The organism is Kaistella flava (ex Peng et al. 2021) (genome assembly GCF_015191005.1).
In the GTDB taxonomy this organism is placed as follows: Bacteria; Bacteroidota; Bacteroidia; order Flavobacteriales; family Weeksellaceae; genus Kaistella; species Kaistella flava.
The window spans coordinates 2669921-2686183 of the sequence record NZ_CP040442.1; the positions used below are offsets into that span (position 1 = coordinate 2669921).

17 protein-coding genes are annotated in these 16263 nt (G+C 34.4%); 12 read left to right on the forward strand and 5 right to left on the reverse strand.

Going from position 1 to position 16263, the window contains the following annotated elements; translation table 11 throughout:
• The first annotated feature begins 92 nt into the window (after positions 1-92).
• From Q73A0000_RS11860 to Q73A0000_RS11880, 5 genes are all read left to right on the forward strand, one after another.
• The gene (locus Q73A0000_RS11860; RefSeq protein ID WP_193811150.1) at positions 93-674 is read left to right on the forward strand and encodes an LUD domain-containing protein; all 582 of its coding nucleotides are present in this window, start codon (positions 93-95) and stop codon (positions 672-674) included.
• 58 nt (positions 675-732) lie between these two features.
• On the forward strand, positions 733-1608 hold the full coding sequence (locus tag Q73A0000_RS11865) for a phosphatidate cytidylyltransferase (RefSeq protein ID WP_193811151.1): 876 nt from the start codon (positions 733-735) through the stop codon (positions 1606-1608).
• 1 nt (position 1609) lies between these two features.
• Complete coding sequence (locus Q73A0000_RS11870) at positions 1610-2263, forward strand: phosphatidylserine decarboxylase family protein (RefSeq protein WP_193811152.1); 654 nt, start codon at positions 1610-1612, stop codon at positions 2261-2263.
• A gap of 90 nt (positions 2264-2353) precedes the next feature.
• A complete protein-coding gene (locus tag Q73A0000_RS11875) occupies positions 2354-2905 on the forward strand; it encodes a hypothetical protein (protein WP_193811153.1) in 552 nt (183 codons plus the stop codon).
• Positions 2906-2908: 3 nt separating this feature from the next.
• On the forward strand, positions 2909-5038 hold the full coding sequence (locus Q73A0000_RS11880) for a cation:proton antiporter (protein ID WP_193811154.1): 2130 nt from the start codon (positions 2909-2911) through the stop codon (positions 5036-5038).
• A gap of 301 nt (positions 5039-5339) precedes the next feature.
• On the opposite strand, the gene Q73A0000_RS11885 is transcribed toward Q73A0000_RS11880, so the two are convergent.
• The 4 genes from Q73A0000_RS11885 to Q73A0000_RS11900 all read right to left on the reverse strand — a co-directional run bounded on the left by Q73A0000_RS11885 (position 5340) and on the right by Q73A0000_RS11900 (position 8309).
• Positions 5340-5603, reverse strand: a complete 264-nt coding sequence (locus Q73A0000_RS11885; protein WP_193811155.1) for a DUF3820 family protein — start codon at positions 5601-5603, stop codon at positions 5340-5342.
• Between the two features lie 23 nt (positions 5604-5626).
• On the reverse strand, positions 5627-6709 hold the full coding sequence (locus Q73A0000_RS11890) for an AI-2E family transporter (RefSeq protein ID WP_193811156.1): 1083 nt from the start codon (positions 6707-6709) through the stop codon (positions 5627-5629).
• A gap of 82 nt (positions 6710-6791) precedes the next feature.
• Entirely contained in the window at positions 6792-7520 is a 729-nt protein-coding gene (locus Q73A0000_RS11895) for a beta-carotene 15,15'-monooxygenase (RefSeq protein ID WP_193811157.1), read from the reverse strand.
• A gap of 54 nt (positions 7521-7574) precedes the next feature.
• A complete protein-coding gene (locus Q73A0000_RS11900; protein ID WP_193811158.1) occupies positions 7575-8309 on the reverse strand; it encodes a hypothetical protein in 735 nt (244 codons plus the stop codon).
• 56 nt (positions 8310-8365) lie between these two features.
• Between Q73A0000_RS11900 and Q73A0000_RS11905 the strand changes: the two genes are divergently transcribed.
• Positions 8366-9343 (forward strand): aminodeoxychorismate synthase component I, encoded by a 978-nt coding sequence (locus Q73A0000_RS11905; protein WP_193811159.1) that lies wholly within the window; start codon positions 8366-8368, stop codon positions 9341-9343.
• Complete coding sequence (locus tag Q73A0000_RS11910; protein ID WP_193811160.1) at positions 9327-9953, forward strand: aminotransferase class IV; 627 nt, start codon at positions 9327-9329, stop codon at positions 9951-9953. Before Q73A0000_RS11905 ends, Q73A0000_RS11910 begins: the two co-directional genes overlap by 17 nt.
• Position 9954: 1 nt before the next feature.
• Here Q73A0000_RS11910 and menD read toward each other — a convergent pair whose 3' ends face one another.
• Entirely contained in the window at positions 9955-11622 is a 1668-nt protein-coding gene (gene menD, locus Q73A0000_RS11915; protein ID WP_193811161.1) for a 2-succinyl-5-enolpyruvyl-6-hydroxy-3-cyclohexene-1-carboxylic-acid synthase, read from the reverse strand.
• Between the two features lie 99 nt (positions 11623-11721).
• Between menD and Q73A0000_RS11920 the strand changes: the two genes are divergently transcribed.
• The 5 genes from Q73A0000_RS11920 (at position 11722) to Q73A0000_RS11940 (ending at position 16243) form a co-directional block, all read left to right on the forward strand.
• Positions 11722-11973 (forward strand): hypothetical protein, encoded by a 252-nt coding sequence (locus Q73A0000_RS11920; RefSeq protein WP_193811162.1) that lies wholly within the window; start codon positions 11722-11724, stop codon positions 11971-11973.
• The gene (locus tag Q73A0000_RS11925; protein ID WP_193811163.1) at positions 11970-12245 is read left to right on the forward strand and encodes a type II toxin-antitoxin system RelE/ParE family toxin; all 276 of its coding nucleotides are present in this window, start codon (positions 11970-11972) and stop codon (positions 12243-12245) included. The genes Q73A0000_RS11920 and Q73A0000_RS11925 overlap by 4 nt, the downstream gene beginning before the upstream one ends.
• A 44-nt stretch (positions 12246-12289) precedes the next feature.
• A complete protein-coding gene (locus tag Q73A0000_RS11930) occupies positions 12290-13240 on the forward strand; it encodes an isopenicillin N synthase family dioxygenase (protein ID WP_193811164.1) in 951 nt (316 codons plus the stop codon).
• Positions 13241-13421: 181 nt separating this feature from the next.
• Positions 13422-13949 (forward strand): DUF6252 family protein, encoded by a 528-nt coding sequence (locus Q73A0000_RS11935; protein ID WP_193811165.1) that lies wholly within the window; start codon positions 13422-13424, stop codon positions 13947-13949.
• Between the two features lie 170 nt (positions 13950-14119).
• Positions 14120-16243, forward strand: coding sequence for an elongation factor G (locus tag Q73A0000_RS11940; RefSeq protein WP_193811166.1), 2124 nt, complete (start codon positions 14120-14122; stop codon positions 16241-16243).
• The last annotated feature ends 20 nt before the right edge of the window (positions 16244-16263 follow it).

Sequence of the window (16263 nt, forward strand, 5' to 3'; positions counted from 1 at the left end):
TATTCATGTAAATAATCAGGATTTTTGTATTTAATTGATTAAGTAAACAAATATTTTCTATTTTTGTAGAACAATCGCATAATTAAAAGGAATTGAGTCTATTTAAAAAATTGGTGGGGAAAATACTGAATCAGCCTGAAGAGGATGAAGAGCAGGATTTGGTGAAACTTGGAGATCAGTTGAAAAACGCTGACCTTGACTATAAGTTTGCCCAATTATTTACCCATTCCGGTGGATTTTTTAATTACTGTGCTGATGAAGCAGAAGCACTTCAGACTTTAAATCATATCCTGAAAATAGAAAATGTAAAATCTGTTTTCTGTTGGGATAATGATTTGAAAAATTTCCTTAATGTAGTTAATGTTCCTTATACTAGTGAACTGGAGCTTTTTAATGATTGTGCATTTATCACTTGCGAATACTTAATCGCTTATGACGGCAGAATCATGCTTTCCCATAATAACATTTTGCATTATCACTCGTCCCGATTACCTGAAAAAGTAATCATCATGGCTAATGTCTCCCAAATTGTGAACAACCTGAATGATGCCATGAGCAAAATCAAGCGCAACGGAAATATTAGAAATCTTACTTCTATCAGCGGAAGCAATTCTAAATTAGATACTCCAAATAAGGATAACACAAAACTTTTCTTACTTTTGCTCGAAGATTAATATCTTTTGATCAAGTAATCTGAAAGACAATCTTCTTAAAATATTTAATCATACAATTTTGGATAAAAATTTAGTTCTACGACTTTTCGGTGGTCTTTTATATGGTTTAGTCGTTGTTCTTTGCACCACTCCATTGGGCGCGCAATTCTTAAATAACATTTCACCTGATCTTGTACAGCAACAAAACCTTTATTACGGTTTAATTACTTTTTTCCTTTTCATGGGAGCATGGGAATGTGTTAAAATGATGAAATTCGATCCTAAAAGCTGGGAAAAATGGCTTGTTTTTCCACTAATCGTTTTAGTATTTTACCGATTTTCAAAAAGATATTTCAATCACGGTTTTTATTTCGATTTTAATTTATCCGAAATATTAGCACTTTCACTTATCGTAATTGCGGTAGTCACTTTATTCCGCTTTTCTAAAGAACTCTATTACGACAACGGGAAACTTATTTTCACGGTCATCTATACAGCGCTTCCATTTGGATTTGCGTTGGGATTACCAAAATTCTCAACTGAAGATCATACCTTTACTTTAGAAGTGTTTTTTCTGTTCGTATTGATTTGGAGTAGCGATTCATTCGCCTATTTCACAGGGAAATTTTTAGGTAAACATAAAATGGCTCCAAAGATTTCTCCTAAAAAAACTTGGGAAGGTTTTGCCGGTGGCGTTTTCTTCACCATTATTCTTGGCTATTTCATTGAACAATACTATCCCGACTTAAGAGGGAACTATATCATCGTTGGATTTTTAGTTTCCGTTTTCGGACCATTAGGAGATTTGGTAGAAAGTCAGTTAAAAAGAACTTTCGGTGTTAAAGATTCTGGAAATGTAATCCCAGGACACGGTGGTATTTTAGATCGGTTAGACAGTTTTATTATCTGTGTGCCTGTCGTATATTTGTACTTTATTTTAGAAAAATTTATATAACATGAAACTACACAAAGAATCCAAAGGAACTATAATCGTAGCGAGTCTACTTTTTGCAGTTATTGGTTTAATATCAATTTATTTCTTAAAGATGTGGAGTTTGGCCATCATCATTCCTTTGCTGATTATTTATGGATTAGTATTTTGGTTTTTCCGTGTTCCACACAGAGACATCCTGGATCACAAAGAAAACGTAATTGCTCCAGTTGATGGAAAAGTGGTAATGATTAAAGAAGTTGAAGAAGATGAATTCATCAAAGGAAAAGCGATTCAGATCTCGATTTTTATGTCACCTTTGAATGTTCACATTTGCCGTTATCCAGTTTCAGGAAAGGTTATTTATAAAAAATACCATCCAGGAAAATACTTGGTTGCTTGGCATGAAAAATCTTCAACAGAAAACGAAAGAACAACACTTGCGATAGAAAGTTTAACCAACCATAAAGTAGTATTCCGCCAGATTGCTGGTTATGTTGCAAGAAGAATTGTATTCTATTGTAATGAAGGTGATCACGCAAAAGCAGGTCACGAATTCGGTTTCATTAAGTTCGGTTCCCGAATGGATATCTTCTTACCTCTTGACACAGAAATCACTTGCAAAATCGGTGATAAAACAAAAGGAGGAATCGATGTAATCGCAAAAATGAAGGAATAATTCCTGCCAAAATTATACAATCTACAATCCCGGAATTTTTAAATTCGGGATTTTTTTTATATTTTTAAAGTCAATCACAAACTTTCGCTCATGAAATCCTTTTTAATATTCTTGGTTGCTTTCACGCTAATTCTCAATTCTTGCAACAATCCTGAGCAGGAAAATCACCTGAAAGAGCGAGAAGCTGCACTTCAAATGAAAGAACAGGAATTCGCTGCGAAAGAACAGGATTATCAATCATTAAAAATGATGCGCGACAGTCTAGAACATATTCCTGCTGATACAATGAACGCAATAAAACTGCCCGAAAACATTTTAGGAAAATGGAATGGAAAAATGATTTGTACCGACTCTAATTGCTCGGAACATGTTATTGGTGATTTAAGAAACGATCTTTGGGAATTCACAGAAAATAATTTAAAAATAACCAATAAAAGCGGTGGTGAAAAAATTTACACCGGAAAATATAATGGAACTGAATTAAAATTAACCTCAGAAAATAGTTCAGCATCAACAACTCAATCTGTAATTACCTTACAACTTTCTGATCAAACTACAGGTAGAATAAAAGGCAGCCGTGAATTCACTGGCAATAACTGCACCTCGAAATTCTCCGTAGACTTAGAAAAAATCAAAAACTAAATTATGCTCACGCTCTTAAAAGTGTCTCAATTCGATCTTCCCTTAGAAGATCCAGTTCTTAAGTTTTTGGTGGTTTTAATTATCATTCTCTCTGCACCTCTTTTACTTAATAAAATTAAAGTTCCTCATTTGTTGGGATTAATTATCGCCGGTGCAGTTGTTGGACCGAACGGATTTCATATTCTAACGCGAGACAGCAGCATCGTAGTAACAGGAACTACTGGTTTACTTTACATTATGTTTCTCGCTGGATTAGAAATTGATTTAGCCGAGTTTAAGAAAAACAAATACAAAAGTATGGGCTTTGGTGCTTATACGTTTGTAATTCCTTTTATAATTGGAATCGCTGCAGCACATTTTATACTACACTATAACTGGCTGACTTCCTTCCTATTTGCCAGTATCTTTTCTTCTCACACGCTGATTTCTTATCCGTTGGTTAGCAAATTAGGAGTAGTGAAAAATCGTGCTGTAAATGTCACCGTTGGCGGAACGGTGATTACCGATATTCTTGCGCTTTTGGTTTTAGCAATCGTGGTCGGAATGACGACGGGAGAAGTTAACGCAGCTTTCTGGACCAAACTTTCTGTGGGAATCATTATTTTCGCTGTAATTGTATTAGTTGGATTTCCAATTATTGCTAGATGGTTTTTCAAAAAAGTAAGTGATAAAATATCGCAATACATCTTCGTATTGGTCATGATTTATTTAGCAGCACTTCTTGCAGAGTTATCCGGGATTGAAGCGATTATTGGCGCTTTTCTCGCGGGATTAGCTCTGAATAAATTAATTCCTCATTCTTCCTCATTAATGAATAGAGTTGAATTTGTTGGAAATGCGATCTTTATTCCGTTCTTTCTTATTAGTGTCGGAATGTTGATTGACGTGACGGTTTTCTTTAAAGATTTTGAAACCATAAAAGTTGCTTTGTTAATGATTACCATTTCAATTGGCGGAAAATACTTAGCGTCCATCGCAACTCAGAAAACGTTCTCTTTTACCAAACCAGAAGGCGGGATTATTTTCGGCTTAAGCTCAGCCTCAGCAGCGGCTACATTAGCAACCGTAACCGTTGGTTATAATATTATTATCGGCGAAACAGATTTAGGCGAACCCATCAGATTATTGGATGAAAGCGTTCTAAATGGCAGTATTCTTTTGATTTTAATTTCTTGTACAATTTCTTCTTTTGTTACTCAGAAAAATGCGGAAGAACTGGTAAAAGCTGATAATGAAAATACCATTTCTGAAACGAATCCTGAAACTGAGAATATCTTATTAGCGGTAAATCACAGCAACACGATCGAGCCAATGACGAATCTCGCTTTGTTGATTAAATCTAAAAATACCACTGAAAATCTATTTGCTTTAAATATCATTAATGAAGAAAAAAATGATTCTTCGAAAAAGAATGCAGAGACTTTATTAAATCAAGTTGTTGAAATTGGAGCCTCTGCTGATGTCAAAATAACGAAGGTAACTCGCTATGATACTGATGTTATTGACGGAATTAACAATGTAATTAAAGAATATTCGATTACTGATTTAATGATTGGCATTGATGAAGAAAAAGGATTTTCACCAAGTTTTGTCTATAATTTATACAGCGGCTATTTAAATAATAATGCGGCCAATATTTTAGTTTATCATGCAATACAACCTGCTTCTACCGTTCAAAAATATTTAGTGATTTTTCCAGAAAACGCAGCAAAAGAACCACGCTTTTTCCATTCGTTATTAAAGGTTTGGAACCTTGCCCGAAATTCCGGTTCTAAAATAGAATTCTACGGAAACGATGCAACTATTGCCATGATCGAAAAGATCAGAAAGAAAGTAAACATCGATGCGAGTTTCATAATTTTTAATAACTGGAATGAGTTGCCGAAACTCTTTAATAAAATGAAAGACAATGACGCTTTAATTTTATTCATGGCGCATCGTACAATGGTTTCTTATCAATCTGAAATGCATCATGTCCCGGATTATCTTAATCAACATTTCCGTGAGCGAAATTTCTTATTGCTTTTCCCAGCTCACGAAGATGAAATCGAATATCGAAAAGATACCCGAGATATTGGTAATGCGAATGATTTCGTGGAAATTGGAAAAATTGTAGGGAAGTTATTTAAATAAAGAAGAAGAATTACAAAATTAGAACAATGTTTTTCCAAGGTTCCGATTGAACACATCTAATTCTTTTTAATCAAATAAAAATATTTTGAAGTCAGAATTAAAATATAAATTGCATTAATAACAATTAGCCAAATAGTTATATTGAAATTAATCCAGATATATTTATGTAATAAATCTGCATTGTTTCTAATTTCATTTAAATATTCAAATCCTCTAATTAAATCTAATACGCACCAAAAATCTAAAATCAACAGTAATACTGTTAAAATCGCAAAAATGTATTTTTTAAAAACGTTCACAACTAAAACTTAAAAACCTTCTTCTTAGTCGGAGCTTGCGGAGCTTTGCCTCGTAACGGCGTAAGCAAATCCATTAATCCATTCATCTTGATTTCATAAATCGTAGAAAGTTGCATTCCTAATTTACCGGGCGGCATTCCCTGGCGCTGAAACCATTCTAAATAATTGATGGGTAAATCAACCAAAAGAGTGCCTTTGTATTTTCCAAAAGGCATTTCGGTTGAACAGATTTCTTGTAATATTTCGGGACGTAATTCGGGAATCATAGCGCTAAATCTTTAAACAGTTTTTAGATACTTAAATCAATTTTCTCTTCAATTTCTTTCGGTTCAGGCATAATAAGCTCGCGGTCATCTTCTGAGAATTCATCGCGATAAACCTGGATTAACAAAATGGTAATCGAAATTAATATCGGTCCAAAAATCAAGCCCATAAAACCAAACAGATTAATACCCATAATAATTCCGAAAACGGTATTGAGTGGATGAATATTTTCAAGTTTCTTTAATAATGTAAATCTTAATAAATTATCGGTTAATCCTACGACAACTAAACAATACACCGCCAATCCTAAACCCGACCCAACTTTCCCTTCTGCAATCATAAAGATACAAACCGGAATATATACAATCGCCGCTCCCACAATCGGAAGCATCGAACCAATACAAGTTAAAGCAAATAATAAAATAGCACTTGGCGCACCAAAAATAAAATAACCAATCAATGCAATAACACCTTGTCCGATTGCAACCACCGGAATTCCAATTGCATTTGCCATCACCATTTTTCGAATTTTTTCTCCTAATAAATTCACATTGGCTCTTTTTAGAGGTGCGGAACTTTTCAATAATCTTTCAAAAAAAAGTGGCTTTTCTAACATGAAATACAATATAAAATACATCGAAGCCACTACGGTTAAAGTATTGAAAGTACTACTGAGCGCAGAAGTAGAATACTTAGCAACGTTCTCTTTTAACTTTGCCAGATTCTCTTCACTTAAAATATCGAAATTGGTTTTAGAATAAATATAATCATGAATTTTATCAATGAAAACATTGAACTTTTCCATGTAAGCTGACGCGTTTCCTAATTTTTCAATAAGCAGATCGGCAATGAAATAAATTGGCAAAATAAGTACGACCAACGTTCCCAAAATGATGACCAAAGAAGCAACCCAAGGTTTCCACTTTAACTTTTCCTGGAGATATAAATTGTATTTTCTGGTAATAACATAAAGCGTTATCGCACCAAGAAGAGAGGGAACAAATAAGGATAAATGAAAACAGATTAAACCTGCAAGCACGATAATCACGACGAGCAAGAAGAACTGCTTGATCTTTACTTCACTGATTTGATGTTTTTTATTTGGCATAATTCATTATTAAAAAAAGCAACGGCCAAAAACCATTGCTTCCAAATGTACAGATATTCTATAAAATATCAGAATGTTTAAATTAATTTTTAAGCACAATGGGTCTTGGTCTTCCGCAGAACGCACAATAAGCTGAATACATTACTACAAGATAGAAAAGCGCCGTGAAAACAATTCCAATTCCACATAGAAATATTCCTGCAATACTTACTAAGAAACCGAGTATCGATGTTCCTAAAAAAGTGCCGTAGTTATCTTTAGCAAGAGAAAATGATTTACTCAAAGCTTCAGAAAAGCTAGCGTTTTCAAATAACAAAATAGGATATCCTAATAACAGGAAAGGCATCACAAAAACACCTGGAAGAAAGCACAATGTAAATGCAACTACCATTATGATCCACGATATTAAAGTGTAAATCAAAATGTTCACAAAATTTTGTTTGAAACCAATAAATAAATCAGAGAATTTTATAGACTCTTGAAGATTATATTTGTTGGCGATATAAATAACTCCCACATACAATGGTGCTAGTAGTAGACTTACCAAACCTGATAGTCCCGAATAAAATACAAAACCTGGTACAACCCATAAATTTGGAAAACCACCACCAGATGATTTCACTTCTTCCATAAGATCTGCTTGATTAAATCCTGAAATCGGTTGAACTAATGACGAAACTACAAAAGAAATTAGTAGCGCTGCAATCGCATAAAGAAACACTCCTTTATATATTTCGAAAGCATGGGAAATAATAGCGCCTGCCGATTTTTCCGGGCCGATTGGTTGATCAAATTCTTGAAAAGTATCCATAGTCTTATTTTTAATGTTATCAAATATATTATTAAAAATTTATATGGTCAAACTTTACAAAACCTTCTCTTCGTTTTCTTTAAAGAATTGCTGATATAAAGTGTAAATCATTGCATGCCAAAATGGAAAAGTGAATAAAAACCCAAATCCAAACAGCAAAATTCCCGATAAACTGAATAATACTGCAATCGCCACTGAAATGAGAATCGTAGTGAAATCTTGTCTCAAACCCCTGAAGGTCAACTTAATACCTTCAATCGTATTGACGTTCATAAAGAACATTAAAGGAATTGAGAAAAGAGTTAGAATAATCCAGACAACGCCGAGTAGTAATAATGAATTGGCGTATGAAAATACAATCATCCAAAAAAGGTAGAAGCCGAAAAACTTCAAGAAGTCAAAGCCGAGATAACCTGCGAATAAATCGTTCAATCCCACTTTTTCCTTAAGATCTATCTTTCTGTAAATTTTATAGAAACCAACATTTAAAGGATTTAACAAAGCAAACAGAAAGAAAATTCCTAAAAGAAAACCTTGAGTTTGCGGTAATTTTGAAACCTCTTCCATTTTTTTATTAAACGCTGGAATATCGGTTTTGATCAATTCACTGTATTGGCTCACTTGATCCCACAATCCAAAATATTTGAACAGATAGAAATAACCCAAAAAAAACAATGAAAAATAGAGTAAACTAAACGACAGTTGATAAAACAAAGTACTGTTCCAATAGGTAAATGCGGTTTTTAAAATTTCCTGTATGCTGACCTTTTGAGGGTATTTTTTTTCCATGGTGCAAAAATAAGCAAAACCTAAAGATTAACTCCTAAAAAGAGTATTTTTGCCAAATGCTAAAAAACAATCATCCGAACTTTGATAAAATGGATGAGCTTTCCCAACAGAAAGTTCCCTTCTTTTTTATGGTTGATTTTGTAGTGGAAAACGTACTGATTTATACTGAAAACGAATTAAAAGAAAATAGCTTATTAATTGATTTTCAAAACTATACAAACACCAATCATCAACAAGAGGAAAAAAGTAATATTCAATTAAAATCGTTTCCAGAAAGTAAAGAGGATTATCAAAAAGGATTTGATATCGTTCAGCAAAATCTGAAATTAGGGAATTCTTATCTCACTAATTATACTTGCAAAACTAAAATTGAAATCAACCTCAGTTTAGAAGAAATATTCTATTTATCGAAAGCAAAATATAAAGTGCTTTATAAAGATGAATTCGTCTTTTTTTCTCCGGAAACTTTTGTTGAAATTATCGATAATCAAATCTTTACGCATCCGATGAAAGGCACAATCGACGCGGCAAAGGAAAATGCGATCGAAGTTTTAAAGAATGATGTTAAAGAAAAAGCCGAACATTATACGGTAGTAGATTTGCTACGAAATGATTTAAGCATGGTCGCTGATGAAGTAAAAGTCAACGAATTTCAACGAATCGATTTCCTTAAAACAAATAAGAAAAATCTCTATGCGATGAGTTCAGAAATTTCGGGGAAACTGAAACCTGAATTTCAGAATAAAATAGGAAGTATAATGAAAAGTTTGCTTCCGGCTGGCTCTATTCTCGGTGCTCCAAAACCAAAAACTTTAGAAATAATTCTGGAAGCAGAAAAGTACGACAGAGGCTTCTATACGGGCGTTTGCGGTTGGTTCGACGGAAAGAATCTGGATTCCTGCGTGATTATTAGATTCATCGAAAAAGAAAGTGGAAAACTTTATTTTAAAAGTGGTGGTGGCATCACTCATTTGAGTACTTTTGCCGACGAGTATCAAGAAATGAAAAACAAAATATATGTCCCAATTCATTGAAAGCATTAAGGTAGAAGACAAGGAAATATTTCTCTTAGACCAACATCAGAAACGCGTCAATGAAACGTTTTCTTATTTTGGTAAAGAAGTATCGATCAACTTAGCCGATATTTTTAAAAGCTTGGAACATGATGAAGATGGCCTTTACAAACTAAGAATCGTTTACGATTTAACTGGAACTTACAGGACGCAGATGATTCCGTATGCGATGTCTGAAATCAGCGATTTTCAGTTGGTTGAAAATAATTCGTACGATTATTCATTCAAATTCGAAGACCGAAAAGAACTCGAAAAAATGAAAATTTTATCGAAAGCTGCAGAAATTATTATTGTAAAAAACAATCATATTACGGACTCTTCTTATTCTAATCTCCTATTTAAAAAAGGAAAAGACTGGTTTACGCCAAAAACCTTTTTATTGAATGGCGTTCAAAGACAGCATTTACTTAAATCAAAGAAAATTAAAGAAGCCGAAATCACCTTGCAAAATCTGAACGACTATTCTCATTTTCAATTGATTAATGCGATGAATGAATTCGACGACGCGTACAGTTATCCGATCAACTGCATTAAGAATTTACCAAAGAATTCTGACCAAATAGAACTATAAATTAAGATTTCAAAAATTCGAAATATCCTTTTAAAACTTCAGCATTTTCGACGGCAGAAGTATCAACTTCCAGGATCTTCGCCTTTTCATCATGTTTAAAGAAATTATCTAAAACTCGCGAAAGGGTAATTTCATCATCCACTTTAGTATAGGCAAATCCAAAATGCATGGCCAAATGTTCTGCATTTTTGTGATGCTTCGTCAGGATAAATTCATCCAAAGCATTCGTAGAACTTGGTCCCGGAATAATTTTGAAAATATCTCCTCCTCCATTATTAAAGACAATAATTCGGGTATAAGGTGGAATATAATTGTTCCACAAACCATTGATGTCATAAAAGAAACTCATGTCTCCTGTAACCAAAACGGTTTGCTTTTGAGATTTCATTGCAAATCCCATCGCCGTTGAAGTCGAGCCATCAATTCCACTTGTTCCGCGATTACAGTAAATTCTATTATTATCGAAATTAAATAGCTGCGCATATCGAATCGCAGAAGAATTACTAATATGTAAATTGGTCTTTTCCGGCAGTTGTTTAGAAAGCAATTCAAATAATTTAAAATCAGAAAACGTTGTTCCTATACAATATTCATCGTGTTTTAAATCTCTTTTATCACGTAAAACATCCCACAGATTAAAATAAGGACTTGGCTCCAATGAAATGAAATTTAATAATTTAGCAAAAAACTTTTCAGGCGTTGCTTTTACTTTTTCCGTCAAAGCGAAGAACGTATCAGGATGCCAAACCTCATCAATATGCCAGTGACATTTCGGATTCGCTTTTCGTAAAAACTGTTTTACTTTCTTGGAAACTACATTTTGTCCGACCGTAATTAATAAATCCGGTGCGTACGTTTTAAAATCAGCTTCATTAAAATTAAAAATATAACGATCGATATGGGCAAAAAACTTATCGTGTTTCAAATTAGAATTGGCTTCCTTTAAAACAACAACACTGTGATTTTTAACCAATTGAGTTAACTGCATTTCCAGTTCTTCACTGTAATCTCTCGTACCTACTAGAAGCATAATTCTTTTCGAAGTATTCCATTCTGCCACTAAATTTGGAGGCAAATCATAAGTCGTTTCCCGAATGGTTTTCTCAACTGGTGGAAAGTTCGGAAGTTCCGAAACCATATTATAAAGCGGTTCTTCTAACGGAATATTAATATGAACTGGACCTTGTTTTTCAAAACAAACTTCAATCGCTTTTTTAATAATAGAAAAATTTTCCTCGTCGGCGTTTTCCATTGAATCTTCGAGCAACTGAAAATCTCCGTAAGAATGTTGTTGATAAAGATCTTTCTGACGAATCGTTTGACCATCAAAAATATCAACAAAATCAATCGGACGATCGGCCGTTAAAATTAACAACGGCGTATTTTGATAAAACGCTTCCGTAATTGCCGGATAATAATTCGCCGCAGCCGAGCCACTTGTACAAGTTAAAGCTACAGGTTTTTTAATGCTTTTCGCCATTCCCATTCCAACAAAAGCAGCACTTCTTTCATCCACAATACTGTAACAGTTAAAGTCATCGGTTTCTGAAAAGTGAATCGCCAACGGTGCATTTCGGGAGCCGGGAGAAATAACGATATCGAAAATTCCGTACTCTTTTAATAAATGGGCTAATATCTGAATGCTTCGTTTGGAAGAGAATTGTTTCATAATCTAAATGGATTGCGGCAAATTTACTGATAATTAAAATTTAATTTACAAATATTTAATCCGCGTTTTATACGTATATTTATCGTAAATTTTACTGAAATGATACAAGATAAGGTTAGAAAAGAAGTTTCTTTGGATAAAACGATTATCGAAAAACTTAAAATAAAAGCTCAGGAAGATGGCAGAAATTTGAAAAACTATCTTGAAAAAGTTCTTACTGAAAAAGCAAATGATGATTTTGAAATCACCGAAGATTATATGAAAATGATCGACGAAATGCTGGAAAAAAAAGAAAAAGGATTGATCAATTTCACATCATGGGAAGAGGTTAAAAAGAAGTTTAACAGATGAAATATTTCATTACTCTTTCAGATCAAGCACAAGAAGACCTCGAAGAAACGAATGATTATTACTTAAAAAAGAGTCACTCTTTACTTGATAAATTTTGGAATGATCTAGACAAAACTCTTGCAAGGCTGTCTGAAAACCCGCTTCAGTTTCAAGAAAGATACAAAGGTAACAGAATCGTTTTTCTAGAATATTTCCCATTCGGAGTACACTATTTTTTGAATGGAAAAGAAATTGAAGTTTTTAGAATCCTTCATACAAAAAGAAAATTCTAATCTAAAAAAACTTAAATTTGCCCACGAATTCTTAATCAAACAATATGAAACAGATCCCAAGTGTGGATTTGCGTGATTTCCTTTCGGGTGAACCGGAACGCAAACAAAAATTTGTAAATGAAATCGGAAAAGCATACGAAGATATTGGCTTCGTTGCGCTAAAAGGTCACTTCTTGAATGACCAATTGGTTGATGAACTTTATGGCGAAGTAAAACAATTCTTTGATCTTCCAGTAGAAACAAAACAGAAATACGAAATCCCCGGAATCGGTGGACAACGTGGTTATGTAGGTTTCGGAAAAGAAACTGCAAAAGGTTTCAAAAAAGGAGATCTTAAAGAGTTTTGGCATTTCGGACAGTATCTGGAAGACGGCTCAAAATACGCAGCTGAATATCCGGATAATGTAGAAGTTACAGAAAATCCTAAATTCAACGTGGTTGGAAAAGAAGCCTACCAAATGTTGGAGAAAACGGGCGTTTATGTTTTGAGAGCTTTGGCGTTGTACCTTGGTTTAGATGAGTTTTATTTCGATAAATACGTCGCTGAAGGAAACTCTATCTTAAGACCAATTCACTATCCGCCGATTACTCAGGAACCTGACAACGCAGTTCGTGCTGCTGCTCATGGCGACATCAATTTGATTACGTTATTGATGGGCGCACAAGGAAAAGGTCTTCAGGTAATGAATCATGAAGGCGAATGGATTGACGCCATTGCGCAACCAGACGAATTGATGATCAACGTTGGCGATATGTTGTCGAGACATACCAATAACAAACTGAAATCTACGATTCACCAAGTGGTTAATCCGCCAAGAGAATTGTGGGGAACTTCTAGATATTCGATTCCGTTTTTTATGCATCCGGTGAGCGAAATGCCGCTGAATGCTTTAGAAAATTGTGTGGATGAAAATCATCCGAAATTGTATGAAGATACAACAGCGGGAGAATATCTTCATGAAAGATTGGTTGAACTTGGTTTGATCAAAAAATAAGTTAATCTTTTGATTATTTTTAAGAACGGGCAATTTGTCCGTTCTTTTTTGTTTACCATCAGTCAATTTAATAATTTATGTTTTTTTTTGCGTTTTTATTACGAAAACACCTGTGATTAAAAAAAAATATTATGGAATCAAGAATTAGTATATCTTTAAACCAAACGAAAAAACATTTTATATGAAAAAACTTATTCTTCTATCCTTACTTTCAATAGGACTTTTCTCTGCTTGCAAAGACCGCGAAGCAGACCCCAACGTTCTCCCCGAAGCCACACAATCTGGTAAAAACACAGGTGGTGCATTGGTAGATGGAAAAGTGTGGGTTGCAAAAATCGCTTATCCCGATCTTAATGGTGGGGGTGTTAATGCTACAATGTATGAACATGCAAATGGGAAATATAAAATGAAAATTGTTTTCCAACAAGCGAATAACATAAATAATCGCATTGTTATTTATATTTCTGATGTAGATGAAATCGTAAATCGAATCTATAAATTAGATAATAATAATGTTGCAGGATATGAAAAAGGATTAGATTATTTACAATATTATACAACAAATACAGATTTTGATGGCAGTATTACCTTTTCAAAATTTGATAAAATAAATAAAATAGCATCTGGTACATTTAATTTTAAAGCAAAAAATTCTGCTGGACAAGTTGTAACGATTACTGACGGTCGTTTTGATAAAAGATTCCTTTAACAAAAATTTTCAAATGAAATTTTTTGATTAAGACAATGCTAAATATCATCTCTTTAAAAAATAAGTTTGCGTACAATCAATTTAAATCTTTTGTAACTTTAGATTCCTAAAAATCAAGTGCTCGCCATTTCCTTTTTAGTATTATCATTAAATTATTAAAATCAAATATTATGAGTGCTAATACCAAAAATTTACGAAATGTGGTTTTGCTCGGACATTCCGACAGTGGTAAAACTACATTGATTGAAACCATGTTGTACGAAGGCGGGGCGATTAAGCGCCGTGGTAGTGTAGAAGGTCAAAACACGGTGAGCGACAATACTGATTTAGAACATGAAAAAGGGAAAACGCTCTTTTCCCACCAAATGTTCGTCAACTGGCGAAATAATAAAATCAACGTGATTGATACGCCGGGATTTGATGATTTTATTGGCGAAGTAGTATCTTCTTTAAAGGTTGCAGACACCGCGATTATCGTTTTAAATGCAGCCAATGGCGTGGAAGTAGGAACTGAACTCGTTTGGGAATATGTTGAGAAATATCAGACTCCTGCGATATTCGTGATCAACCAGATGGATCATCCGAAAGCCGATTTCGATAAAACTTTAGAACAGGCAAAAGAACGTTTTGGAACCAAGCTTCTTCCAATTCAATATCCTTATAATTCAGGCGAGAATTTTAATTCTATTATCGATGCCTTAAGAATGGTGATGTACGTATTTCCAGCAGATGGTGGGAAGCCGGAGAAAAAACAAATTCCGGATAGTGAAATCGACAGAGTTAACGAAATGCATAATGCTTTGGTAGAAATCGCCGCTGAGAATGAAGAAGGTTTAATGGAGAAATATTTTGAAGAAGGTTATCTTTCTGAAGAAGAACTGGCGAAAGGAATTACCATCGCTTTAGCCAAACAACAATTCTTTCCAGTATTTGTAACCAGTGGTTTAAAAGATATGGGAAGTGGCCGACTGATGGGATTCCTTGATGACATCGCGCCTTCTCCTGCCGAAAGACCTGCCAGAAAATTAGAAAATGGCGATGAAGTTTCTTATAACTCCGATGATAAAACAACGATTTTTATTTATAAAACGATTTCTGAACCACAAGTTGGAATCATTTCTTATTTCAAAGTTCTAAGTGGAACTTTAAAACCAGGCGATGAATTGGTGAATGCTGAAAATGGTGAAACCGAACGTATTTCTCAATTATTCGTGGCGGTCGGAAAAGACAGAATTCCGGTGAATGAATTGGTTGCCGGAGATTTAGGCGTTACCGTTAAATTAAAATTTGCGCGTTCAAACCACACTTTAAATTTAAAAGGATTAGACCGAAAAGTTCGTCCGATGGAATTCCCGGAAAGCAGAATTAGAAAAGCAATTTATACCGATGCTGCTGCCGATATGGAAAAACTGGTAACAGCTTTACATAAAATTCAGGAAGAAGATCCAACATTGAAAGTGGAACAATCTTCTGAATTAAAACAAACGATTCTTCATGGTCAAGGTCAATTGCATCTGGATTTAGTGAAAGAAAGATTACAGGATGACTTTGGTGTAAAAATGAATTTTGCCGAACCGAGGATTTCCTATCGAGAAACCATTACCGGAAACGCTGATGCCAATTATCGCCACAAAAAACAGTCCGGCGGTAATGGTCAATTTGGTGAAATCCATATGAGAGTAGAAAATTTCTACGATGGAATGGAAGAGCCCACTGGCTTTAACATTCGACAAAAAGAAACTGAAGATCTACCTTGGGGCGGAAAACTTTCTTTTTACTGGTGTATCGTCGGCGGCACCATTGATAACCGTTATATCGGCGCCATTAAAAAAGGGATTATGCAACAGATGAGCGAAGGTCCGCTGACAGGTTCCCGCTGTCAAAATATTCGGGTAATTATTTATGATGGAAAAATGCACAGTGTAGATTCGAATGATATTTCTTTCCAACTGGCTGCGGCTGGTGCTTTTAAAGAAGCATTCCATCAAGCAAAACCTCAACTTTTGGAACCAATGTATTCTGTAGAAATTCTTTGTCCTGATGAAGATACCGGCGACGTGATGGGAGATTTACAAACCCGACGTGCGATTATTTCAGGAATGGATTCCGAAGGTCATTATCAAAAAATATTGGCAGATGTTCCATTGGCAGAATTACACGATTACGGTTCTACGCTGCGTTCCATTACTGGTGGTCGTGCGAAATTTACGATGAAGTTTGCCGATTACCAATTGGTTCCTTCGAACGTTCAGCAAGATTTAATTAAAAAACATGCTCAGCTAGAAGAAGCTTAGTTAAATAAGAGCCAAGGTAA

What these genes read in the sequence shown, in the direction of transcription:
- Q73A0000_RS11895 (WP_193811157.1), bottom strand. Translation starts at nt 7,520, where the DNA reads ATGGATACTTTTCAAGAATTTGATCAACCAATCGGCCCGGAAAAATCG.
- Q73A0000_RS11910 (WP_193811160.1), top strand. Translation starts at nt 9,327, where the DNA reads ATGTCCCAATTCATTGAAAGCATTAAGGTAGAAGACAAGGAAATATTT.
- Q73A0000_RS11925 (WP_193811163.1), top strand. Translation starts at nt 11,970, where the DNA reads ATGAAATATTTCATTACTCTTTCAGATCAAGCACAAGAAGACCTCGAA.
- Q73A0000_RS11900 (WP_193811158.1), bottom strand. Translation starts at nt 8,309, where the DNA reads ATGGAAAAAAAATACCCTCAAAAGGTCAGCATACAGGAAATTTTAAAA.
- Q73A0000_RS11905 (WP_193811159.1), top strand. Translation starts at nt 8,366, where the DNA reads ATGCTAAAAAACAATCATCCGAACTTTGATAAAATGGATGAGCTTTCC.
- menD (WP_193811161.1), bottom strand. Translation starts at nt 11,622, where the DNA reads ATGAAACAATTCTCTTCCAAACGAAGCATTCAGATATTAGCCCATTTA.
- Q73A0000_RS11920 (WP_193811162.1), top strand. Translation starts at nt 11,722, where the DNA reads ATGATACAAGATAAGGTTAGAAAAGAAGTTTCTTTGGATAAAACGATT.
- Q73A0000_RS11880 (WP_193811154.1), top strand. Translation starts at nt 2,909, where the DNA reads ATGCTCACGCTCTTAAAAGTGTCTCAATTCGATCTTCCCTTAGAAGAT.
- Q73A0000_RS11875 (WP_193811153.1), top strand. Translation starts at nt 2,354, where the DNA reads ATGAAATCCTTTTTAATATTCTTGGTTGCTTTCACGCTAATTCTCAAT.
- Q73A0000_RS11935 (WP_193811165.1), top strand. Translation starts at nt 13,422, where the DNA reads ATGAAAAAACTTATTCTTCTATCCTTACTTTCAATAGGACTTTTCTCT.
- Q73A0000_RS11890 (WP_193811156.1), bottom strand. Translation starts at nt 6,709, where the DNA reads ATGCCAAATAAAAAACATCAAATCAGTGAAGTAAAGATCAAGCAGTTC.
- Q73A0000_RS11870 (WP_193811152.1), top strand. Translation starts at nt 1,610, where the DNA reads ATGAAACTACACAAAGAATCCAAAGGAACTATAATCGTAGCGAGTCTA.
- Q73A0000_RS11885 (WP_193811155.1), bottom strand. Translation starts at nt 5,603, where the DNA reads ATGATTCCCGAATTACGTCCCGAAATATTACAAGAAATCTGTTCAACC.
- Q73A0000_RS11930 (WP_193811164.1), top strand. Translation starts at nt 12,290, where the DNA reads ATGAAACAGATCCCAAGTGTGGATTTGCGTGATTTCCTTTCGGGTGAA.
- Q73A0000_RS11940 (WP_193811166.1), top strand. Translation starts at nt 14,120, where the DNA reads ATGAGTGCTAATACCAAAAATTTACGAAATGTGGTTTTGCTCGGACAT.